The organism is Citrifermentans bremense R1, assembly GCF_000426865.1.
GTDB lineage: Bacteria > Desulfobacterota > Desulfuromonadia > Geobacterales > Geobacteraceae > Geomonas > Geomonas bremensis.
Genome location: NZ_AUGE01000044.1, coordinates 1 through 19,146, shown reverse-complemented (window position 1 = coordinate 19,146; position 19,146 = coordinate 1). Strand labels below are relative to the sequence as shown.

The 19,146-nt window shown below is 63.5% G+C and carries 18 protein-coding genes; 1 reads left to right on the top strand and 17 read right to left on the bottom strand.

Annotation, left to right across the window (positions count from 1 at the left end):
- The 15 genes from K419_RS0117645 to K419_RS0117575 form a co-directional block, all read right to left on the bottom strand.
- Nucleotides 1–1,164 (bottom strand): NADH-quinone oxidoreductase subunit L (locus K419_RS0117645; RefSeq protein ID WP_026842733.1); only part of this gene is annotated, 1,164 nt, incomplete at its 3' end.
- A 159-nt stretch (nt 1,165–1,323) separates the two neighbouring features.
- Entirely contained in the window at nt 1,324–1,632 is a 309-nt protein-coding gene (gene nuoK, locus K419_RS0117640; RefSeq protein WP_012528609.1) for an NADH-quinone oxidoreductase subunit NuoK, read from the bottom strand.
- Entirely contained in the window at nt 1,629–2,111 is a 483-nt protein-coding gene (locus K419_RS0117635) for an NADH-quinone oxidoreductase subunit J family protein (RefSeq protein WP_026842732.1), read from the bottom strand. Before K419_RS0117635 ends, nuoK begins: the two co-directional genes overlap by 4 nt.
- Nucleotides 2,112–2,132: 21 nt before the next feature.
- Entirely contained in the window at nt 2,133–2,663 is a 531-nt protein-coding gene (nuoI, locus tag K419_RS0117630) for an NADH-quinone oxidoreductase subunit NuoI (protein ID WP_026842731.1), read from the bottom strand.
- 127 nt (nt 2,664–2,790) lie between these two features.
- Nucleotides 2,791–3,240 carry an ankyrin repeat domain-containing protein gene (locus K419_RS0117625; protein WP_035497446.1) on the bottom strand — a complete coding sequence of 150 codons (450 nt, stop codon included), beginning with the start codon at nt 3,238–3,240 and terminating at the stop codon, nt 2,791–2,793.
- 46 nt (nt 3,241–3,286) lie between these two features.
- Nucleotides 3,287–4,279: an NADH-quinone oxidoreductase subunit NuoH gene (gene nuoH, locus K419_RS0117620; RefSeq protein WP_026842729.1), complete on the bottom strand. Its 993-nt coding sequence runs from the start codon at nt 4,277–4,279 to the stop codon at nt 3,287–3,289.
- On the bottom strand, nt 4,276–6,222 hold the full coding sequence (locus K419_RS0117615) for a 2Fe-2S iron-sulfur cluster-binding protein (protein ID WP_026842728.1): 1,947 nt from the start codon (nt 6,220–6,222) through the stop codon (nt 4,276–4,278). The genes nuoH and K419_RS0117615 overlap by 4 nt, the downstream gene beginning before the upstream one ends.
- 25 nt (nt 6,223–6,247) lie before the next feature.
- The gene (gene nuoF / locus K419_RS0117610; RefSeq protein WP_026842727.1) at nt 6,248–7,513 is read right to left on the bottom strand and encodes an NADH-quinone oxidoreductase subunit NuoF; all 1,266 of its coding nucleotides are present in this window, start codon (nt 7,511–7,513) and stop codon (nt 6,248–6,250) included.
- Nucleotides 7,514–7,522: 9 nt separating this feature from the next.
- Entirely contained in the window at nt 7,523–7,993 is a 471-nt protein-coding gene (gene nuoE, locus K419_RS0117605; protein WP_026842726.1) for an NADH-quinone oxidoreductase subunit NuoE, read from the bottom strand.
- Nucleotides 7,994–8,015: 22 nt separating this feature from the next.
- On the bottom strand, nt 8,016–10,400 hold the full coding sequence (locus K419_RS0117600; protein WP_026842725.1) for an NADH-quinone oxidoreductase subunit B/C/D: 2,385 nt from the start codon (nt 10,398–10,400) through the stop codon (nt 8,016–8,018).
- Nucleotides 10,397–10,801, bottom strand: a complete 405-nt coding sequence (locus K419_RS0117595; protein ID WP_026842724.1) for an NADH-quinone oxidoreductase subunit A — start codon at nt 10,799–10,801, stop codon at nt 10,397–10,399. Before K419_RS0117595 ends, K419_RS0117600 begins: the two co-directional genes overlap by 4 nt.
- 108 nt (nt 10,802–10,909) lie before the next feature.
- Nucleotides 10,910–12,085 carry a GspE/PulE/PilB domain-containing protein gene (locus tag K419_RS0117590; protein ID WP_026842723.1) on the bottom strand — a complete coding sequence of 392 codons (1,176 nt, stop codon included), beginning with the start codon at nt 12,083–12,085 and terminating at the stop codon, nt 10,910–10,912.
- Between the two features lie 323 nt (nt 12,086–12,408).
- On the bottom strand, nt 12,409–13,413 hold the full coding sequence (locus K419_RS0117585) for a YhdH/YhfP family quinone oxidoreductase (protein ID WP_026842722.1): 1,005 nt from the start codon (nt 13,411–13,413) through the stop codon (nt 12,409–12,411).
- Nucleotides 13,414–13,434: 21 nt separating this feature from the next.
- Complete coding sequence (locus K419_RS0117580) at nt 13,435–13,890, bottom strand: GreA/GreB family elongation factor (RefSeq protein ID WP_026842721.1); 456 nt, start codon at nt 13,888–13,890, stop codon at nt 13,435–13,437.
- A 123-nt stretch (nt 13,891–14,013) separates the two neighbouring features.
- Nucleotides 14,014–14,562: an acyloxyacyl hydrolase gene (locus tag K419_RS0117575; protein WP_026842720.1), complete on the bottom strand. Its 549-nt coding sequence runs from the start codon at nt 14,560–14,562 to the stop codon at nt 14,014–14,016.
- Nucleotides 14,563–14,776: 214 nt separating this feature from the next.
- On the opposite strand from K419_RS0117575, the gene K419_RS0117570 reads away from it, so the two are divergent.
- The gene (locus K419_RS0117570; protein ID WP_026842719.1) at nt 14,777–15,148 is read left to right on the top strand and encodes a hypothetical protein; all 372 of its coding nucleotides are present in this window, start codon (nt 14,777–14,779) and stop codon (nt 15,146–15,148) included.
- 132 nt (nt 15,149–15,280) lie between these two features.
- Here K419_RS0117570 and priA read toward each other — a convergent pair whose 3' ends face one another.
- Together priA and K419_RS0117560 are read right to left on the bottom strand one after the other, a co-directional pair.
- Nucleotides 15,281–17,539, bottom strand: a complete 2,259-nt coding sequence (priA, locus tag K419_RS0117565; protein WP_026842718.1) for a replication restart helicase PriA — start codon at nt 17,537–17,539, stop codon at nt 15,281–15,283.
- 135 nt (nt 17,540–17,674) lie between these two features.
- On the bottom strand, nt 17,675–18,862 hold the full coding sequence (locus tag K419_RS0117560) for an FprA family A-type flavoprotein (protein ID WP_026842717.1): 1,188 nt from the start codon (nt 18,860–18,862) through the stop codon (nt 17,675–17,677).
- Nucleotides 18,863–19,146: the final 284 nt, after the last annotated feature.

Sequence of the window (19,146 nt, the reverse complement as noted above, 5' to 3'; positions counted from 1 at the left end):
CCCGCCGGTCAAGGGAAGCCCCGCCAGGCAGGCGGCTCCGGCGAGGAAACTCCAGAAGGTTACCGGGAGGGTGCGCCGCAGGCCCCCCATCTTGAAGATGTCCTGTTCGTGGTGCATGGCGGTTATGACGCAGCCGGCGCCGAGGAACAGGAGCGCCTTGAAGAAGGCGTGCACGAGCAGGTGGAAGGTTGCGGCGGTGACGGCGCCCGCGCCGACCCCGAGCATCATGTAGCCGATCTGGCTGATGGTCGAAAAGGCCAGCACGCGTTTCAGGTCGCGCTGCGCCAGGGCGCAGGTGGCCCCGTAAAACGCTGTGGCCCCCCCGGTCACGGCGATGGCGGCCATGGCTGTAGGGGACGAGCCGATCAAGGGGAGCATGCGCGCCAGCAGGTAGACCCCGGCGGTCACCATGGTCGCCGCGTGGATCATCGCGGAGACCGGCGTGGGGCCGGCCATGGCGTCGGGAAGCCAGACCATGAGCGGGACCTGGGCCGATTTACCCATGGCGGCGATCAGGAAGAGGATGCCGAGGGCGGTGATGATGGAGCCGGGCATGAGAAAGCCCATCGCGTTTAGCTGGGTGATCGACAGGGTGCCGAAGAGCTGGAACAGCCAGGCCAGCGCGACCATGAGCGCCGTGTCTCCTACCCGGGTGGTGATGAACGCCTTTCTGCCGGCGTCGGCGTTGTCCTTGTCCCGGTACCAGAAGCCGATGAGAAGGTACGAGCAGAACCCGACCCCTTCCCAGCCGAGGTAGAGAAGCGGCAGGCTTTCTGCCAGGACCAGGGTGAGCATGGCGAAAACGAAGAGGTTCAATAGGGCGAAGTAGCGCGCGTAGTCCGCGTCGCTTCTCATGTAAAAGACCGAGTAGATGTGGATGAGGCCGCAGACGAAGCCGATCATCAGGGAAAGTGAGAGCGAAAGGGGATCGAGGTAGAGCGAGACCGGGATCTGGAGATCCGATGAAGCGAACCATTGCGCGATAATGACCGTTTGCGGCGCGCCATAGGCTGCGGCCGCCAGCGCCGCGCAGGCGAAGCTCCCCCACACCGTCGCGCAGGCGAGCCACTCCACCAGCACGCGCGGCAGTTTCCGTCCCGCCAGGGCGCAGACGATCCCGCCGAAGAGCGGGAATAAAAGCATGAGGGATAAGTAGGTTTGCATCAATTGGTCCTTATACTAAGCCTTTCAGTTCCCCTCCCCGCGCGGAGGGGGAAAATCTCTGTGACCTCCGTGGACCTCAGAGACCTCTGTGTTCCGCCTTTCGGTTCCAGGTTTTCCCCTGTGGTTCCTCTGTGCACCTCTATGGTGAGTGCCTTTGCCTTACCCTTTCATCGAGCTGAAGTCATCGGTATCCACCGACTGCTTGCGCCGGTGCAGGTAGGCCACCATGGCCAGCGCCAGCGACACCTCCGCCGAAGTGAGCGCCATGATCATAAGCGAGAAGACCTGCCCCTCCGCGATCCCCCAGTGGGCCGAGCCTCCGACGAAGGTGAGCATCACGGCGTTCAGCATGATCTCGATGCCGATGAGCATCATGATGACGTTGGCGCGCCAGGCCACGACGCAGGCAAGCCCCATGGCGAACAGTATCGAGGCGAGGATCAGCACTTCGTACAGCGGTATTGTCATCTGCGCCTCCCGAGGTAAAGGGCGCCGACCAGCGCGAAGAGGAGCTGCATGGAAACCAGCTCGATGGCGACGCCGTATCGGGTGAAGAGTACCTGGGAGAACTGGCGTACCGTCTGCGCCCCGGCCCCCGGTACCGGCGGCGCCTGCCCGGCGACCAAGACCGTCAGCGACGCGACCACGACCAGGACCAGGGCCAGCGCCGGCCACCAGTCGGAAAGGGCCGGCTTCGCGAGCTTCTCGGGGGAGGCTACTTCGACCATCATGATGACGAACAGGAAAAGCACCATGATGGCGCCGGCATAGATGATGACCTCGAGAGCGGCGACGAAGGGGGCGCCCAGAAGGTAGAAAATGAGCGCCAGGGCGAAGAACGAGGTCACCAGGTAAACGATGGCGCGCACCGCCTGCCGCGCCGTGATGGCGCAGAGCGTCCCTATCACGGTGACGGCTGCAAGTATGTAGAAGATGATCCGTTCCATTTCGCTCCGGTGGTACCTCGTTTACGGCAGCAGGCTGCGCGGGTCGGCAGGTTCCTGCTCGCCCGGGGAGCTCCCCCGAGGCTGCACAACGCCGATTCCCGCATGCCGGTAATAGTTGTATTCGGGATCCTTTCCGGTGCCGTCGATGAGGAGGTCCTCTTTCTCGTACACCATGTCCATGACCTGCCGCTTGCAGCGGAACATTTCGGGCGACATCTGGATGGCAAGGGTCGGGCACGCCTCGGCGCACATGCCGCACAGGATGCAGCGGGAGAAGTTGATGCGGAACCAGGCGGCGTAGCGGCGGCCGTTCTCCCCTTCGGCAGCGGCCATGGAGATGCAGTCCACGGGACAGGCGCCGGAGCAGAGATAGCAGGCGACGCAGCGCTCGGCGCCGTCGGGGTCCCGGGTGAGCACGATGCTGCCGCGGAAACGGGGGGGCATCGGCCTTTGCTCCTCGGGGAACTGCACGGTTACCGGCTTCCGCCAGATGTGGCTGAAGGTGATGGAAAGGCCGGTCAAAATCTCTTTTATGTCGGTCAGAATGGGCATCTTTTCCTGTTCGCGGCACGGGCGCCGCTTGGGGAGATCGATTTCAGCCGCCCCGGAGGAACCTCGCATCGGCCGGGAGGGCCGGAGGCCCGGCAGACAGCCTGGGCTGCCTGCCGGAAGAGGGCGGTTAGTTGGGCCGTAGCGATTTCAGCAGTACGTCCAGGGTCTGCTTGTGGCAGTTGTTCTCGGCATAAACGAGGGCCGTGCTCCCGCTGTAGGACATGGCCAGCGGGTCCGCGCCGCTAGTCACGAGGAGCTGGGTGGTCACGGTGCAGCCGTAGTTGGCGGCCAGCATCAGCGGCGTGTGGCCGTCCCGGTCCCGCGCGTCGACTTCCGCGCCTTTGCTCAACAACAATCTGACTACCTCGGCGCTGCCGTGTGCCGCGGCGAAATGCAGCGCCGTCTTTCCTTTGCCGCTTCTCGTGGACAGATTCGCTCCTCGTTCCAGCAGGTCGTTGACTTCCGTGACATTACCGGCTTTTGCGGCATCCATAAGCGCGGTGTGGCCGTTTCTGTCCACGGCGTCAACCTGTGCCCTGAACCCTGCCCCCAACTCGACTTCCACGGTTGTTGTCATCGCAGTTCCTCCTTTGGTGAGAATACATTGCCCGGTACAACGCCCCTTATCGTAAAGCCAGCCACCACCCGGTGGCCAGAATGTTGAGAAGAGCAAGCGGTGTCAGGAACTTCCAGCCCAGGTGCATGAGCTGGTCGTAGCGAAGACGAGGAAGGGTTCCCCTGACCCAGATGAAGACGAATGCGAAAAGCGCGACCTTGATGAAGAACCACAGGATCGGCGGCAAAAGCGGCCCGCGCCACCCCCCCAGGAAAAAGAGGGAGGCGAGCGCGCTGAGCGAGATGATGTTGATGTATTCGCCCACGAAGAAAAGGCCGAAGCGCATCCCGGAGTACTCGGTATGAAACCCGGCTACCAGTTCCCCCTCCGCCTCGGGGAGGTCGAACGGGATCCTGCGGCACTCAGCCAGGATGCTGACCAGGAAGATGGCGAAGGCGAGAGGCTGGTACACGATGAAAGGCATCTGCGCCTGGGCGTCGACGATCTCCGAGAGCCTGAGCGACTTGGCCAGCATCACCACGGGAACCAGCGAGAGCCCCATGGAGAGCTCATAGGAGATCAGCTGGGAAAGCCCCCTGATGCTCCCCAGGAGCGCGTATTTCGAGTTGGACGCCCACCCACCCAGCGCCACCCCGTAGACGGCGATGGAGGAAAGGGCAAGAAAGACCAGCACCCCGACGTCCAGGTCGGCGATCTGGAGGTTGACCTCGTGTCCGAAAAAAACGGTCGGCGCCCCCAGCGGGATGATGGCGAAGGTCAGGATGGCGGGAATAGCGGCCATTGCCGGCGCCACCGAAAAGAGGAAGCGATCCGCCGCCTTGGGGATCATGTCTTCCTTGGTGAGCATCTTGATCACGTCGGCCAGCGGCTGGAGCAGGCCGAAGGGGCCGACGCGGTTTGGGCCGATGCGATCCTGGATCCAGCCGAGGATGCGCCTCTCCGCCAGCACCATGTAGGCGGCGAGCGTGAGGATGATGGCGAAGAGCACGACGATCTTCCCCAGCATCAGCGCTATGTCTAAGGCGTCCCAGGTCGTCATGATAAATCCTGCGCGGAAACGAGATCGTAAATACGCACCCCTTCCCCCTCGGGGTCAAGGTCTCTCAGTTTTCCCCATCGCCCCGTGAGAGGCTCGTTCACGGGTTCGCCCCCCAGTTCCAGCATCAGGTCGGCCATGACCCGCCAGGCTTCCCGTTCAGCTCCTCCGGGGATGTAGTTCCGGTGCACGCGGGGCGGGTGCAGGGCGACCGCCTCGGTCTCGCTTGAGTAGTACTTTGGGTCCAGCCCCTTGAGCGGAAGCCCCGCCGGCCGGCTGCGCAGGAAGCGCTGCGCTCTCCCCTCGTAGTTGATGCTGGTCCCGTTCGACTCGACCCAGGTGGTGGTGGGGAGGAGCACGGAAGCCTTCTCGGTTAAGCCGCCGCGTTTCCAGTCGGCGCAGGCCAGCACCTCCACCCGCTCCAGCAGCCAGGGGGGGAGGTCCGCCTCGAAACAGACCACCGCCTTGATCTGGCCCGACTCGACCAGGTCGGAGAGGGTGGCGCCCTTTCTTTCCAGGCTGACCAGGGCGGCGCCGAAAGCGTTGGGGCCGGGTTGCAGCATCACGAGTTTCGCGCCGCTTGAGGCGAGATAGGAGAGAAGCTCGGGGGACTTCCCACCGGCTCCGCAGATGACCACTCCCTTGGACCCCCCCTCGAAGGGAACCTCGTCGACTGTCGCGACCTCCTGATAGCGGAAAGGGAGCGGATGCTTCTCCCCCTCCCTCGCACCTCCCACGCGGAATACCTGCGCCCCGGCAAGCGATGCCTTCCGGATTGCGAGCGAGAGCATAGCCCCCTCTTCCATCAGGTCGAGCTCGAAGAGCGCGATGCACTCCGCCTTCTCGATGTCGCGCACGCGGGCCGCGTTCTGCTCGTTCAGGAGCCGGACCGCGGCGAGGCTTCCCTGCGCCGCTGCCGATTCGGTGAAGTAGCAAAAAGGCGCCCCCACCACCCGCGCCAGTTCGGCGAGCACCAGGCACCCCTCCAGCGACAGCCGCCCGGAGCCTACGAAGGCGAGGCTCGCCGCGCCGTTTTGCAGGCAGAACTCCGAGATGCGGTTGGCAGCGGCCTCCAGGGCCAAGCGGTATTCCCCGGGGGCGCCGCCGATCTCGGGGTCGCGCGGCCGTTGCGGACTGTTCAGGTACTCCTTGTCGAAGCGCCCCCGGTCGCAGATGAACCAGCCGTTCACCTGGTCGTTCCTGCGCGCCACGATCTTGATCAGCTCCCGCTGGAAGTTCTGGGGTGAGGTGTTGCAGCCGACCGAGCAGTGCTGGCAGACGGCGGGGGCGAACTCGTAGTCCCAGTAGCGCGCCCGGAAGCGTCCCGTCTTGTCGGTGAAGACCCCGGTCGGGCAGATATCCACCAGGTTCCCGGAGAAGGGGGACTCCAGCGCTCCTTCGGCGAACCTGCCGAAATAGACCCGCCCCGCGCTCCCGGTGACGCCGAAATCGGTGCCGCCGGCGTACTCCTGGTAGAACCTGACGCAGCGGTAGCATTCGATGCAGCGGTTCATCTCGTGGTGGATCCTCTCACCGAGGTACTGGTTCTGGAAGGTCCGCTTCTTGCCCACATACCTGCGGCGGCTGTGACCGCCGGCGATGGTGAAGTCCTGCAAGAGGCACTCCCCCCCCTCGTCGCAGACCGGGCAGTCGTGAGGGTGGTTCAGCATGAGCCATTCGATGACCAGCGAGCGCATCTTGAGCGCATCGGGATCGGTGGTGGAGACCACCATCCCGTCTTGCGCTGGGAGCGAGCAGGACATCTGGATCCCCTTCACCGGCCCGTCCAGAAGCTTCACGGCGCAGAGGCGGCAGGCGGCGGCGATGGCGAGCGCCGGGTGGTAGCAGAAGTGCGGGATGGTGATCCCGACGCTGCGGGCGGCTTCCAGCACGCTGGTTCCCGGCGGGACCTCCACCGGTATGTCATCTATGATCAGCTTCGGCATCTGATAGCTCTACGGTCCTTTCGCCCTATTTCTTCAAGGGACATTTCTTCTTCACGATATGCTCCCGCACCTCGTCCTCGAAGTGCCGCAAAAGCCCGTCCAGCGGCGCCATGGCGCCCGGGGCCAGGGCGCAGAACGAGTAGTTCAGGTACTTTATGTGCTCGCGCAGGATGTCGATGTCGTCTTCCTTGCCGTACCCAGCCTCGATCCTGGCCAGGATCTCCTTCACGTAGGGCAGCCCCTCGCGGCACGGGGTACACCAGCCGCACGATTCGCGGGCGAAAAAGGTGATCAGGTTGAGGGTCGCCTCCACCAGGCAGTGGTCCTGGTCGAAGACGATGATGCCGCCGGAGCCGAGCCGGGAGCCGGCCTTGGCGACGGGGTCGTAATCCATCGGGACCTTCAGGTGCTCCGCGGTGAGGAACTGGGTCGAGGCCCCCCCGGGGATGCAGGCCTTGAACCTCTTTCCCAGGCGCATGCCGCCGCAGGGACCGTCGATGATGTCGGCTAGCGGTATGCCGATGGGAAGCTCGACGCAGGCGCGGTCCTTCACCGACCCACTCACGCAGAAGAGCTTGCTTCCCGCCCCCTCTGGGTTCATCGACAGACCCTTGAACCAGGCGGCGCCGCGGACGACGATCCCGGGGATGTTTGCCAGCGTCTCCACGTTGTTCACCACGGTGGGCCCGGCCCAAAGCCCCTTCACCGCCGGGAAGGGGGGCTTTTGCCGCGGGTTCGGGCGCTTCCCCTCCAGGGCGTTGATGAGCGCCGTCTCCTCGCCGCAGATGTAGCGGCCGGCGGAAAGATGCAGGTCGATGTCGATGGAGTGCTCGCTCCCGAGGATGCGCTCCCCCAGAAACCCTTCCTTTTTCGCCTCGTCGATGGCGCGGGCCAGATTCTCGGCGGCCTGCTCGTACCCCTTGCGGATGAAGATGAAGCCATGCCTCACTCCTAGCGCGTAACAGGCGAGCGTCATCCCCTCGATCAGGCTGTAGGGGTTATGCTCCAGGAGCACCCGGTCCTTGTAGGTCCCCGGTTCCATCTCGTCGCAGTTGCAGATGATCCAGCGCGGCCCGGGGAGGTCCCGCGGCACGAAGGACCACTTCTTCCCGGTCGGAAAGCCGGCGCCACCCCGCCCGCGCAGGCCGGAGTCGATCACGGTCTGCTGCACCTCGGCCGGCGTCATCCCCGTGATCGCCCTCTTGAGCGCCTCGAAGCCCCCTTCGGAGCGGTATTCCTTGAAGGCGACCGAGCGGTCCCGGCGGTTATGTCGAAAGAGAGGGAGATCCATGTCGTCCTTTTACGCTCGCCGTTCCTTTTCCAGGATCTCGTCCACGAGATGCGGCGTCAGGTGCCCGTAGGGGGTCCCTCCCACCGACATCGCGGGGCTGTCGCCGCACCTTCCCATGCAGGCGCAGGGAAGAAGGGTGTACATCCCGTCCGCCGTAGTCCCGCCAAGCTCCACGCCCAGACGCTTTTTCAGGTGCGCGATGATGCCGTCGCAGTCCGCGCACCAGCAGGAGATGGAGTCGCAGACGTGGATCACCTTCTTACCCACCGGCCGGCGGTAGATCATCTCGTAAAAGGTGGCCAGTTCCTCCACCTGCAGCGGCGACAGCCCCAGGAGAGAGGCAGCCTCGCCTACGGCCTCGTCGGTGAGCCAGCCGTAGTGCGCCTGCAGCTCCTTCATCACGTCGACCGTGGCCTCGCGCGGGGTGATGGCGCCTGCCACCCGTTCGGCCAGCGATTTTTTCAGCTCTTCTGAGATCATCGGCGTTTCCGCTCCTCGTTTGTCACCGGTCCAGGTCCGAGAGCACGAAATCCAGTGAACCCAGGATGGCCAGGAAATCGGACACCAGCCAGCCGCGGCTTAAGACCGGAAGCGACTGGATGTGTGGGAAGGTGGCGGTCCGTATCCTCATGCGGTAGGCGGTGTGCAGCCCGTCCGACACGGCGAAGTAGCCGTACTCACCCTTCGACCCCTCGATGGGTGCGTAGCACTCCCCTTTCGGGGGGGAGATGCCGCGGGTAGAGTTGACGAAGTGGTGGATCAGCGACTCGATGTCTTCGAGGGCGTCGCGCTTCTGCGGCAGGGTGTAGCGGTAGTCAGGGGAGATGAAACGCCCCCCCGGCATCCCGGCCGCGGCCTGCCTCACGATGGAGAGCGACTGCCTCATCTCCTCCATCCGCACCTGGTAGCGCGCGTAGCAGTCGCCCCCTTGCGCCGTCGCCACCTCGAATTCGAAGCGGTCGTAGCCGCCGTAGGGCATCTTCTTGCGGAGGTCCCAGGCGAAGTCGCAGGCGCGCAGGTTGGGTCCGGTGATCCCCCACTCAAGAGCCGTGTCCACGGTGATGGCGGAGACACCCTTCAGGCGCGCCACGAAGATGGGGTTCCCCGAGAGGAGCTTTTCGTACTCGGCGAGCCTTCCCGGGAACCATTCCAGGAAGGAATGCACCTTCTCCCGCCACCCCTCGGGGAGGTCCTCGGCGACGCCGCCGATCCGGAACCAGGCGGGGTGCATCCGGCCGCCGGTGATGAACTCGACGATGTCGAAGATCTTCTCCCGGTCGGTGAAGGTGTAGAAGACCGGGGTCATGGCGCCGAGGTCGGAGGCGAAGGTGCCGAGCCAGACCAGGTGGTTCGCAATCCGGAACAGCTCGCAGAGCATGACCCGGATGTAGATGGCCCGGTCGGGTATCTCGATGCCGCAGAGGGTCTCCACAGAGTTCAGGTAGGCTAGGTTGTTCTGCACCCCCGAGAGGTAGTCCACCCGGTCCGTGTAGGGGATGTACTGGTGCCAGTTCTGCCGCTCGCCGGTCTTCTCCGCGGCCCGGTGGTGGTAGCCTATGTCGCTGTCCATGTCGACGATTTCTTCGCCGGAGAGCTTGAGCACGAACCTGATAACGCCGTGGGTGCCGGGGTGCTGCGGGCCCAAATTCAGGATCAGGGTCTCATCGTCCACCCGGTCGAAGAAATCCCCGCCGGGAAGCGCTTTTTGCCTGCGCGCGTCTTCCGCCGTGTAAGGGGGAAGCTCCGTGGCCCGGGCCGGGTGCTCTTTGCGGAGCGGATGCCCGTCCCAGTCGGGGGGCATCAGTATCCTTCTCAGGTTGGGATGGCCGGCGAAGCGGATGCCGAACATGTCGTAGGCTTCCCGCTCGTACCAGTTGGCGACCGGGAAGACGGAGGTGACGCTGGGGGTCTCGGGATAGCTCCCCTCGAGCTCGGTCTTGATCCTGATCCTCCCCGGGGTGTCGAAGCAGGTGAGGTGGTAATTGACGGTGAAATCCTTGTATCTGTCCCGGTCGCGCCGGCAGGACTCGTCCACGCAGGCGATGTCCTCCAGGCGTCTGAAGGGGGATTCCTTGCGCTCTTTGAGGTGCTTGAGGAGCTCCGGCACCAGGCGCGCCGGCGCGCGGTAGGTCAGCATGTCGCAGGCGGTTTCGTCCAGGACCACCTGGCCGTCGAACGCCCCCTGCAGTTCCTCCTTGAGGTTGAAGTCGGGGTAGGGGAGCCGGGGCTGTTTCGGGCGCCAGAGCTCGTCGGAGCGCGGGGCCGCGAAGTAGGGGGGCTGCATGGCGCTCCCGCGTATGGCGATCCCCTCCATCCCGGGGCCGCGGGTGTCGCGCGACTTAGTGGCGCCGTCCACCAGGATGGGAGCCACCGTCCCCTGGGTTCCCCCCTGCATCCTCAGCACCGGGCGGGTGGGGCGCTCCTCGCTGCGGATCTTTTGCTGCAGCAGCATCAGCCCTTCCAGGAACGACTCCGGCCGCGGCGGGCAACCCGGGATGTAGAGATCGACCGGGAGTATCTGGTTCACCCCCTGGACCACGCTGTAGACGTCGTACATCCCGCCAGAGTTGGCGCAACTCCCCATGGAGATCACCCACTTGGGCTCGGCCATCTGGTCGTAGAGCCTGAGGATGCTGGGGGCCATCTTCTTGAAGACGGTGCCGGCTATCACCATGAGGTCGGATTCGCGGGGGGTACCGCGGAGCACCTCCGCCCCGAAACGCGAGACATCGTAGCGGGAGGTAAACGAGGTCATCATTTCGACGAAGCAGCAGGAAAGGCCGAAGAACATCGGCCATAGGGAATTCGCCCTCCCCCAGTTGATAAGGTCGTCCAGGGAGGCGAGCAGAACGTTTTCGGGTATTTTGTCGTCGTCACCCTGGCTCAAGATCGTTTACCCCGCGCGCGCATGGCTGAAGGACCCCAGTCGAGCCCACCTTTCATCCAGAGCCAGATGAGCCCCAAAAGGAGCACAGTGATGAAGAGGGTGATGTGGACCAGCCCCGGGAGGCCCAGGATGTCCCAGGAGGTGGCCCAGGCAAGGATGAAGGCCCCTTCCACGTCGAAGACTATGAAGAAGATGGCGATCAGGTAGAAGGGGACTTGGGATGCATGCCGGGCATTGCCGGTGGGAACCATCCCCGATTCGAAGGGGATGTGCTTTTCGGAGGTTTCCTTCCCTGAACCGAGGTAGCGCGCCGCCAGCAAGAGGACGCCGATGAGCCCCACCGCGAAGAGGGTGTAGATGGCAAGGGGAATTAATTCTACTTGCTGTGCGGTAACGGGCATCATTGGCCTTTCAATGAGAAGATAGGGGGTTTTTGCAACCCGTATAATCTAACGTAGAGCCGATGAAAGTCAATTTGGTACGGCGCTTATTTTAGCGGCTCATTGGCGTTAGGTAATTAAAATTTTGCTCTTGAGGATAAGGATCTCGAAGGCCATGGAGGCCTTTGCCATCAGCTTCTGGAGTTGGGGAAGTTCCGGGTCGAGAGGGAGATTCCCGCCGTCGACGTAGAGAACCGCCACCACCCTTCCCATCATCAGCAGGGGTACCAGGAGGTTCTGCGGCGAAGCTCCTCCACCCAGGGCGTCCAAGAGGCGCGCGTTTCCGGTTGTGGAGAGAAGCGGGCCGAGGTAGAAGCTTTTCGTCTCCTCCACCAACTGCAGCACCGAAGGCTCAAACTGAGGAATCTCGACCGTTTCGAAATCGGGAACCGCTTTGTTGTCGACCTGCGCCAGCCATCCGGTCGCCTTCCCCCCCTTGATCAAGAAGATGGCCACCCGGCGGAACTGCTGTCCCAGGTGCCCCACGATGAGGTCCGCGATCTGGTCGCGCTCCCCGGCATGGGCGAGTCCCATCAGTACTCCGTCCAGCGAGTAATCCTTCTCCGGCGCGCTCTGGTAGAGCGAGCTCCCCGCCAAGGGGTCGAGGGTCGGCTCTGCACTCAGATCGCCGAAGCATTGAGAGTCGTCGAGGGGAGGAAGCTCCAGTATCTCGGCCTCCTCTGCAGACAGCCAGAGCTCCTCTTCGGGAGCCGGAAGGGGAGGTGGGGCTGCCGCTGCGGCAGGGCGCGATTGAGCCGCAGGCGCCGCGTTGTGCGCCCGGTTCCTGCTGAGCCCCTCGACACTGATGTAGCGCAATTCCCGCTTGATCCCATAGTACTTCTCCATCGCGCTCAGCATCCGCAACTCGGGCGCAATGACCGGGACCACTATGTACCCGGTGGCAAAGGCGATCTCATCGATAGCCTGGAAGTCGCTGGGGTCCAGCATGGCGAGGGTGAGCTTGCGGTTGTTAAGTGCGACGGGCATCACGCGGTACTTGCGGACGTATTCTTCGGGGACGGCGCCGACTACATGGGGGGGGATCTCCATCAGCTGTTCAGGGGAAGTGTGGGCGATGCCGGTCTTCTGGCTGAGGAAGTGGGCGAGTTCCTGTTCGTCCAGGTACCCCATCTCTACCAGGTTGGTGCCGAAGCGTCCCCCGAAGATCGCCTGGCCTTTCAGCGTCTCTTCGAGTTGAGTCGGGGTGATCTTCCCGGCGTCTACCAGCAGTTCGCCTAGTCTCATTGTTTCTGCAACCTCCACCCATGGCATTGCACCGGCATTTCATATTTGCTGCTGGGAAGACATTGGCATAGGCCTCACCCAATGATGGAACAGTGACAATCATTGGGGAGTGCCGGATCCGCACAGAGCAAATGAATCAGGCGCTAAAATAGAGCCTAACAGGCGACGTTGTCAATAAGAACAAAAGCAAAGAGACAGGGGGGCAGCTGTTACAGTGTCACCACATTTTCTAAAGGTTCGTGAGCGGAATTAGGGGGAACCCAGCGTCCCCTCCCCCTCTGGGGGAGGGGAGACAGGCTGACCATGGTAGGGGAAGATCTTTGCTAACGGGGGTCGAGATTGACTACCGTCCGGCCGCGCAACTCACCCTTCAAAATGGCGCCGAACTTCGGCTCCAGCTGGGCCAGCGGCACTTCCTGCACCTGTTCGAGAATCAGCTGCGGCTTCCAATCGCCTGCCAGCCGCTGCCATACCTCGTTTCTGACGGTGGAAGGGGCCTGCGCGGAGTCGACGCCCAAAAGCGACACCCCCCGTAGAATGAACGGGAAGACGTTCAGGGGGAGCTCGGCGGAACCGGCAAGCCCGCAGCAGGTGACCACGCCGCCGTACCCGGCGGATTTTATGGCTGCCGCCAGCATGGGACCGCCCACGACGTCGATAACCCCGGCCCAGCGTTCCTTCAGGAGCGGGCGGTCGGAGTTCTGCAGGAAGGCGTCGCGGTTCAATACCTGGCGCGCCCCAAGCCCTGTGAGGAACTCGGTCTCCCGGGTTTTTCCGGTCACCGCCACGACCTGGTATCCAGCCTGGGCGAGAAGGGTCACGGCGATGCTGCCGACCCCGCCGGTGGCGCCGGTCACCAGGATCTCTCCGTGTTCCGGCCTGACCCCAGCCTGGACGAGCTTTTGCAGCGACAGCCCCGCGGTCAGCCCTGCGGTGCCGATGGCCATGCTCTCCTTAAGCGACAGCCCCTCGGGGAGACGGACCCCCCAGGCGGAGGGGACTCGGATGTACTGGCCGTATCCCCCGGGGGTGTTCATCCCGAGATCGTAACTGGTCACGATCACCTTTTCGCCGCTTTTGAAGGCGCCATCGGAACAGGAGACCACCTCGCCCGCCGCATCGATGCCGGGGGTATGGGGATAGCTCTTGGTCACCCCCGGGCGACCCAGCGCGGAAAGCGCGTCCTTGTAGTTGAGCGAGGAGTAACGGACCTTGACCAGCAGTTCGCCCGGCGGCAGTTCGTCGACCGATCTGCTCCTGATCCTGCGGGTGAAGTTTCCGGGCGCCTCTTCCTCTACCACCAGTGCATCGAAACGTTCCGCTGCCATGCTCCCTCCTGTTGGTTCCGGTCAGGATACTGCGACAATCTCGTATGCCACTCTCCCGATCCGGGCCTCGTCGCCGGCGCTCTTGCCGATCAGCTCCTGTCCCATGGGAGAACCGGGGGTAATCACGACCACTTCCTCACCCTCGATTTCCAGTTTCAACCCCCCTTCCTGGGGGCCGATGAAGAAGGTTTTTCCGCCGCCGTCCTCTCCTTCCAGCGTCACCAGTGCGGTCAGGCGGATCGCCTGGCCGGCGCCGAACTCTTGCAGCTCGAGGGTGCGGTAGGCGTGCAGCGCGCGCCGTATCTCCTGGGCGCGGTTCGCCTGACCCTGGGCCACGTATGAGGCCTCGAGGCTCAGTGTGTCGTATTTGTTGTCGGGGATATTTTCTTCGTGGGTGGCCGCTTCATGTGCGGCCTTGGCCGCGTTGGTCAAAACTGCGAGATCCGTCGCGAGCCTTTCGATGATGAGCTGGTGCACCAGCTTCTTTTTTTCCGTTGCGATGAGCTATGCCTTCCTCTGTGATGGTTTTCCCGCCGTTTGCCGGCGTGGTGGCGATACTATAACTTCCCGTCTCATCTGTCATCGGAAAAAAATGGGCTTTCAGCGGTCGGGGTACCAGTTGATACCGAAGAGGTGCATGTTGAGGCCCGGGTTCGGGCTGCCGTTGAAGCCGGCGTTGGACATGTGCTGGTAGCGGTAGGACAGGCCGAAGTTCCGGTTGATGTGGTAGATGAACCCGCCGTGGGAGATGAATTGCTCCATGCCGTTATAGTCCCTGGTGCCGAATCTTTCGCGGCTCAGGAGGGCAACGCTGATCCCAAGATCGAGTTCCAGGGGGAAGAGTTGAGGGTTTCCTAGAGAGAGGGAGGGGCCCAGGGAACCGACGAAGCCATACTGTCCCTGGCTTTTGAGGGCGCCTGCCGTTAGCGCGAGATTGGGAGAGATGCCCCAGCCTCCCTTGCTGCGCAGGCTCCAGGGTAGCTCGTATTCCCCGAATGCCTCGTATTGGGTGGTGTTTCTATCCTTCGATTCGGCAGCGAAGCCCCCTCTTATTCCGAAGGGCCCCCATCCTCCTTCTGCGAGGGCCGGAGAGGCGTGGCACAGACCGAGGAAGAGCAGCGTGAGGAGCAGATAGCCGGAGATTTTCATGGGATTTCTCCTGTAAATAAACCGTACTTAATGTATCTGATAATCCTTTGAAAGCAACAAGCGCGTGGGAGAGTCTAGCCGTGAGCGGCTGCAGATGGGCATCTGGAGGGGCAAAATAGCTGTTCTTGCGTATTAATTGGCCCAGCTGTACTATTAAATTGACCGGTGGAGCTGACAGTGCCTAAAGAGAATGGGCAAGTCGAAGGAGGCGGCTATGAAAGGGTACGAGTTGGTAAAGCAAATACGGGAGGAGAGAAGTCATCACCCGGAACGGATGTTTATCAAGTGGTGGCGCAATGAGGAAGATTTCATCGATTTCGATCTTGTATCCAGGTTTCTGGACACCCTCAAAGAGAGCAGCAAAATCGACGGATTCGAACTGATTGGCCAGGACGAGATGTGGCGTACTGTGCAGGCTCGCTGCAAGGGAAGGGTGACCAAGGAACAGCGTGAAGGCGACTGGGTGCTGCGCTGGACACCTCCAGAAGGGAAGGAGGTCGAGCAGAAGCAGACAGAGTATTCGTACACGCCGGAATCACTGTTGAAGATTCTGGATCAGGAGACGAACTACAACTATGTCGACTAAAGTGCTTGAGCCAAGTGAATAAACAGGGCCTCCATGTTGCGAGGCCCTTTTTTTTTGCTTGCTCATTCGGCGGTATAATCCCCCTCCCCCCTCCCGTCGAGGGATGGGGAGAGTAGCGGACGCATCACCTTGTTACAGCATGTCCACCGGGTCCACGTCGATGGTGAGCCTGACCGTAGAGGGGTGGCTGAAGCCCCCCCTGAAGTGGAACAGCAGCCGGTGCAGGTCGGCCCGTTCCCTCCCTTTCAACAGGATCTGCCACCTGAAGCGCCCCCGCACCTTCCCAAGCGGCGCCGTCACCGGCCCGAGCACCTCCACCCGCAACCGGCACTCCCGCTTGATCTTCTGCAGCAGCGCAGCTGCCTCGTCGGCGGAGTGCTCCCCCTGCGAGGCCGCGACCGCCGAGAGGGTAAGCGAGGCGAGATGGGCGAAGGGGGGATAGCCGACTTCCTCCCGAAAGGCGATCTCCTCCTGGTAGAACCCCTGGAAGTCGTGGCTCACCGCGCGGGCGAGTGCGTAGTGCTCGGGCGCGAGTGTCTGCACCAGCACCCGCCCCGGTTTATCTCCCCTCCCCGCCCTCCCCATCACCTGGGTAACCAACTGGAAGGTGCGCTCGGCGCTCCTGAAATCCGGCAGGTTCAAAGAGGCGTCGGCCGAGAGCACCCCGACCAGGGTGACGCCTGGAAAATCGTGCCCCTTGGCGATCATCTGGGTTCCTATCAGGATGTCGACCTCTCCCTCCTCGAGCTCCTTCAGAACGCGGGCGTGCCCCCCTTTTCCCCTGGTGGTGTCGCGGTCCATCCGGGAGACACGGGCGTGCGGGAAGAGCTGCTGCACCTGCTCCTCGACCCGCTCGGTCCCCCGCCCCAGAAGCGTTATCTCGCCGTCGCCGCAGTGGGGGCAGTTCTTCGGGGGGAGCATGGAGAAGTCGCAGTAATGGCAGACGTGCTTTCCCTTCAGGCGATGGAAGGTGAGGGTGACCTCGCAGTTGGGGCAGCGGAGCACGTGGCCGCAGCTCTCGCAGACAAGGTAGGTGGCAAAGCCGCGGCGGTTCAAAAAGAGGAGGGTCTGCCCCCCGTTGTCCAGGTTCTCCCCCATGGCCTCGATGAGAGGCGGCAGGAACACTTCTCCCTTCTGCCTGCGCGCGTCCAGCATCTCCGTCTGCGGCATGGGGAGTTCGCGCACCCGGTCAGGAAGCTGGAGGTAGCCGAGCTTCCCGTTCATCGCGGCATGGTAGCTGGTGACGAGCGGGGTCGCCGAGCCGAGGATCACCACGGCCCCAGCCAGCTTGCCCCGCACCAGGGCCAGGTCCCGCGCGTTGTAGCGCACCCCCTCCGACTGCTTGTAGGATCCCTCGTGCTCCTCGTCCACCACGATGACGCCGACCTCGGTGAGCGGCGCGAAGAGGGCGGAGCGGGCGCCGATGACGATGGAGGCCTCGCCGCGGCGGATGCGGCGCCACTCGTCGTAGCGCTCGCCGTCGGAAAGCCCGGAGTGCAAGACGGCGATGCCGCAGTCGAAGCGCCTCTTGAAGCGCCCGACGAGCTGCGGGGTGAGCGCTATCTCCGGGACCATCACCAGTGCGCTCCGCCCGGCGGCGAGCGCCACAGCTATCGTCTGCAGGTACACCTCGGTCTTCCCCGAGCCGGTCACGCCGTGCAGCAAGAACGGGGAGAAGGCGCGGGCCTCGATCGCGGCCGTGAGCCGCGTGAGCGCCTCGGACTGCGCAGGGTTCAGCGGCAGCGGGCCGTCGTGCTGGTACTCCTGAGAGCGGAAGGGATCGCGGTAGACCTCGCGCGCCTCGACCCGGGCGCAGCCCAGTTGCACCAGCCGGTTCAATTGCGGGGTGCAGTTGCCGAACCGCTTTCTGAGATCGGCCGCCGGGCATTCACCCATCTCCAGCAGGTATTCAAGGATCTCCAGCCCCTTTCCTCTCGGGCGCCTCTCCTCGTCGGCGACCGGAAGGAAGTAGCGCTCGGTCCTCACGTTCCTGCCGCCGGCCAGAAACTCCTTCAGCACCGGGGTCCCGTCCTCACCCTGCTCGCAGCGGTAGCGGCTCACCAGGTTGATCCCGGCGGGAAGGGCCATCTTGATCACCTCCCCCAGAGGGTGCAGGTAGTACCCGGCGATCCAGCGGTAGAAGTCGAGCTCGGACGCGGTGAAAAGCGGCTCCTCGTCGAGGACGTCGAGGACCTCCTTCAGCTCTCCCGCGCCAGGGGCGTCGGCGTCTCCGAGGAGATACCCGGTCACCTTGCGCCTGCCGAAGGGAACCAGCACCCGTTTCCCGGACGCTACCTGCGGCGAGAGGCGCGCGGGCACGAGGTAGTGGAAGCTTCCCTCCAGGGGGAGCGGGATGGCTACCTCTACTATGTGCGGAACCGGTGTCTGCATGCGGTGTCGTTGAGGGCTTTGCTTATAAGGGTTGAAGAGACGAAGAGGAAGGGGAGCGGCCGTGGTGCAGCGTGGCGGGAGCGGCTTGGTGCCGGCGGCTTGCTGCCGCTCCCGCCTGAGAAGTGTTCATTGCAGCTATTTCTTGAGGACCTCTTCGGCTACCGCGCGGCCCAGCGCCTCGCACTCGGCGAGCGCCTCGGCCTTGGGCATGAAGGGGGCACGGACGAAGGGAGCGGGAAGCTTGAAGTTCAGGCTCTTGAGCCTCTCCTCGAGCATCCGGCACGCCTCGCCGCTCCAGCCGAAGCTGCCGAAGATGCCGCCGATGTTCCCTTTCAGGCTCACCGTGGAGAGGTAGGCCAAGACGTCCCACATCGGCTTCGGGATGTCGCGGTTGATGGTGGGTGTGCCGAAGATGAGGCCGTCGCACTCCTCCATCAGGTCACGGATATCGGCGACGGAGGCGTGGTTTATGTGGCACAGGGTGACGTGGACCCCGGCCGCGCCGGCCCCCTTGGCGACCGCCTCGGCCATCTGTTCGGTGTTGCCGTGCGGGGAGATGTAGAAGATGGCGATGCGGCGGCCGGCTGCCTTGGGCATGGACCACTTGCGGTACAGCTCGATGGGTTTCCTGGCGTCGCTGCGGTAGATAGGGCCGTGGCTCGGGCAGAGCATCTTCAGCTCCACGTCGTCGAGCTTCGCGACCGCTTGCAGGATGCGCTCCTTGAAGGGACGCATGATGCAGTCGAAGTAGAAACGGGTCTCCCCGGAGAAGTCGGGCATCTCGTCGGCGAAGATCCCCTCGCCGGAGTAGTGGGAGCCGAAGGCGTCGCAGGGGAAGAGCACCCCCTCCTCCTCAAGCAGGGTGAACATGGTGTCGGGCCAGTGCAGAAACGGCGCGGCGATGAAGCGGAGCGTACGGCCGCCCAAGTCGAGGGTGTCGTTGTCCTTGACGACCCGGGAGCCGAACTGGGTGTGGATCTGGTTGCCGAGGAAGGTGCGGGCGGCCTGGCTGGAGACCACGGTAGCCTCGGGGCAGAGCTCGAGTAAGAGCGCGAGGGAACCGGAGTGGTCCGGCTCGGAGTGGTTCACCACGATGTAGTCGATCTTGGAGAGATCGGTGATGGAGCGGATGTTCGCGAGGAACTCGTCGAAGCGCTTCCTCTTCACCGTGTCGATGATGGCGGTGTGGGTATCACCCTGCACCAGGTACGAGTTGTAGGTAGTGCCGTACTCTGTGGGAAAGAGGTCGTCAAAGACGGTGAGGCTGGGATCCTTGACCCCGATCCAGTGAAGGCCTTTACCTAACTCAACAGCTCCAGACATCTGCCACCCCCTGTACTGACTATCATGGCAGCCGCTTCCAACCTGCCGCAGCTGACCCTGTTGAACAAGCGGCCCCCGTGGAAGCTTCCGCGGGGGCCTTTTTCGCTGCAAACCATACCAAAATCACCTGCTGAAAGCAAGGAAAAGGGCTATTTCCCGGCGCCGCCCTGGCCGCGGCGGTACTCGACCACGACCTGGTTGTCGCGCCTGCCGCCGGCAGCTCCCTGTCCGGAACGCCCCGCGTATCCCGAACGCCCCTGGTCGGAACGCCCCTGGTCGGAACG

Excerpts from the sequence above, each read along its gene's own strand:
- K419_RS0117575 (WP_026842720.1), bottom strand. The coding sequence starts at position 14,562 with ATGAAAATCTCCGGCTATCTGCTCCTCACGCTGCTCTTCCTCGGTCTG.
- K419_RS0117595 (WP_026842724.1), bottom strand. The coding sequence starts at position 10,801 with ATGCCCGTTACCGCACAGCAAGTAGAATTAATTCCCCTTGCCATCTAC.
- K419_RS0117615 (WP_026842728.1), bottom strand. The coding sequence starts at position 6,222 with ATGCCGAAGCTGATCATAGATGACATACCGGTGGAGGTCCCGCCGGGA.
- nuoH (WP_026842729.1), bottom strand. The coding sequence starts at position 4,279 with ATGACGACCTGGGACGCCTTAGACATAGCGCTGATGCTGGGGAAGATC.
- K419_RS0117590 (WP_026842723.1), bottom strand. The coding sequence starts at position 12,085 with ATGAGACTAGGCGAACTGCTGGTAGACGCCGGGAAGATCACCCCGACT.
- nuoK (WP_012528609.1), bottom strand. The coding sequence starts at position 1,632 with ATGACAATACCGCTGTACGAAGTGCTGATCCTCGCCTCGATACTGTTC.
- K419_RS0117585 (WP_026842722.1), bottom strand. The coding sequence starts at position 13,413 with ATGGCAGCGGAACGTTTCGATGCACTGGTGGTAGAGGAAGAGGCGCCC.
- K419_RS0117635 (WP_026842732.1), bottom strand. The coding sequence starts at position 2,111 with ATGGAACGGATCATCTTCTACATACTTGCAGCCGTCACCGTGATAGGG.
- K419_RS0117560 (WP_026842717.1), bottom strand. The coding sequence starts at position 18,862 with ATGTCTGGAGCTGTTGAGTTAGGTAAAGGCCTTCACTGGATCGGGGTC.
- nuoI (WP_026842731.1), bottom strand. The coding sequence starts at position 2,663 with ATGCCCATTCTGACCGACATAAAAGAGATTTTGACCGGCCTTTCCATC.
- K419_RS0117625 (WP_035497446.1), bottom strand. The coding sequence starts at position 3,240 with ATGACAACAACCGTGGAAGTCGAGTTGGGGGCAGGGTTCAGGGCACAG.
- nuoE (WP_026842726.1), bottom strand. The coding sequence starts at position 7,993 with ATGATCTCAGAAGAGCTGAAAAAATCGCTGGCCGAACGGGTGGCAGGC.
- K419_RS0117570 (WP_026842719.1), top strand. The coding sequence starts at position 14,777 with ATGAAAGGGTACGAGTTGGTAAAGCAAATACGGGAGGAGAGAAGTCAT.
- nuoF (WP_026842727.1), bottom strand. The coding sequence starts at position 7,513 with ATGGATCTCCCTCTCTTTCGACATAACCGCCGGGACCGCTCGGTCGCC.
- priA (WP_026842718.1), bottom strand. The coding sequence starts at position 17,539 with ATGCAGACACCGGTTCCGCACATAGTAGAGGTAGCCATCCCGCTCCCC.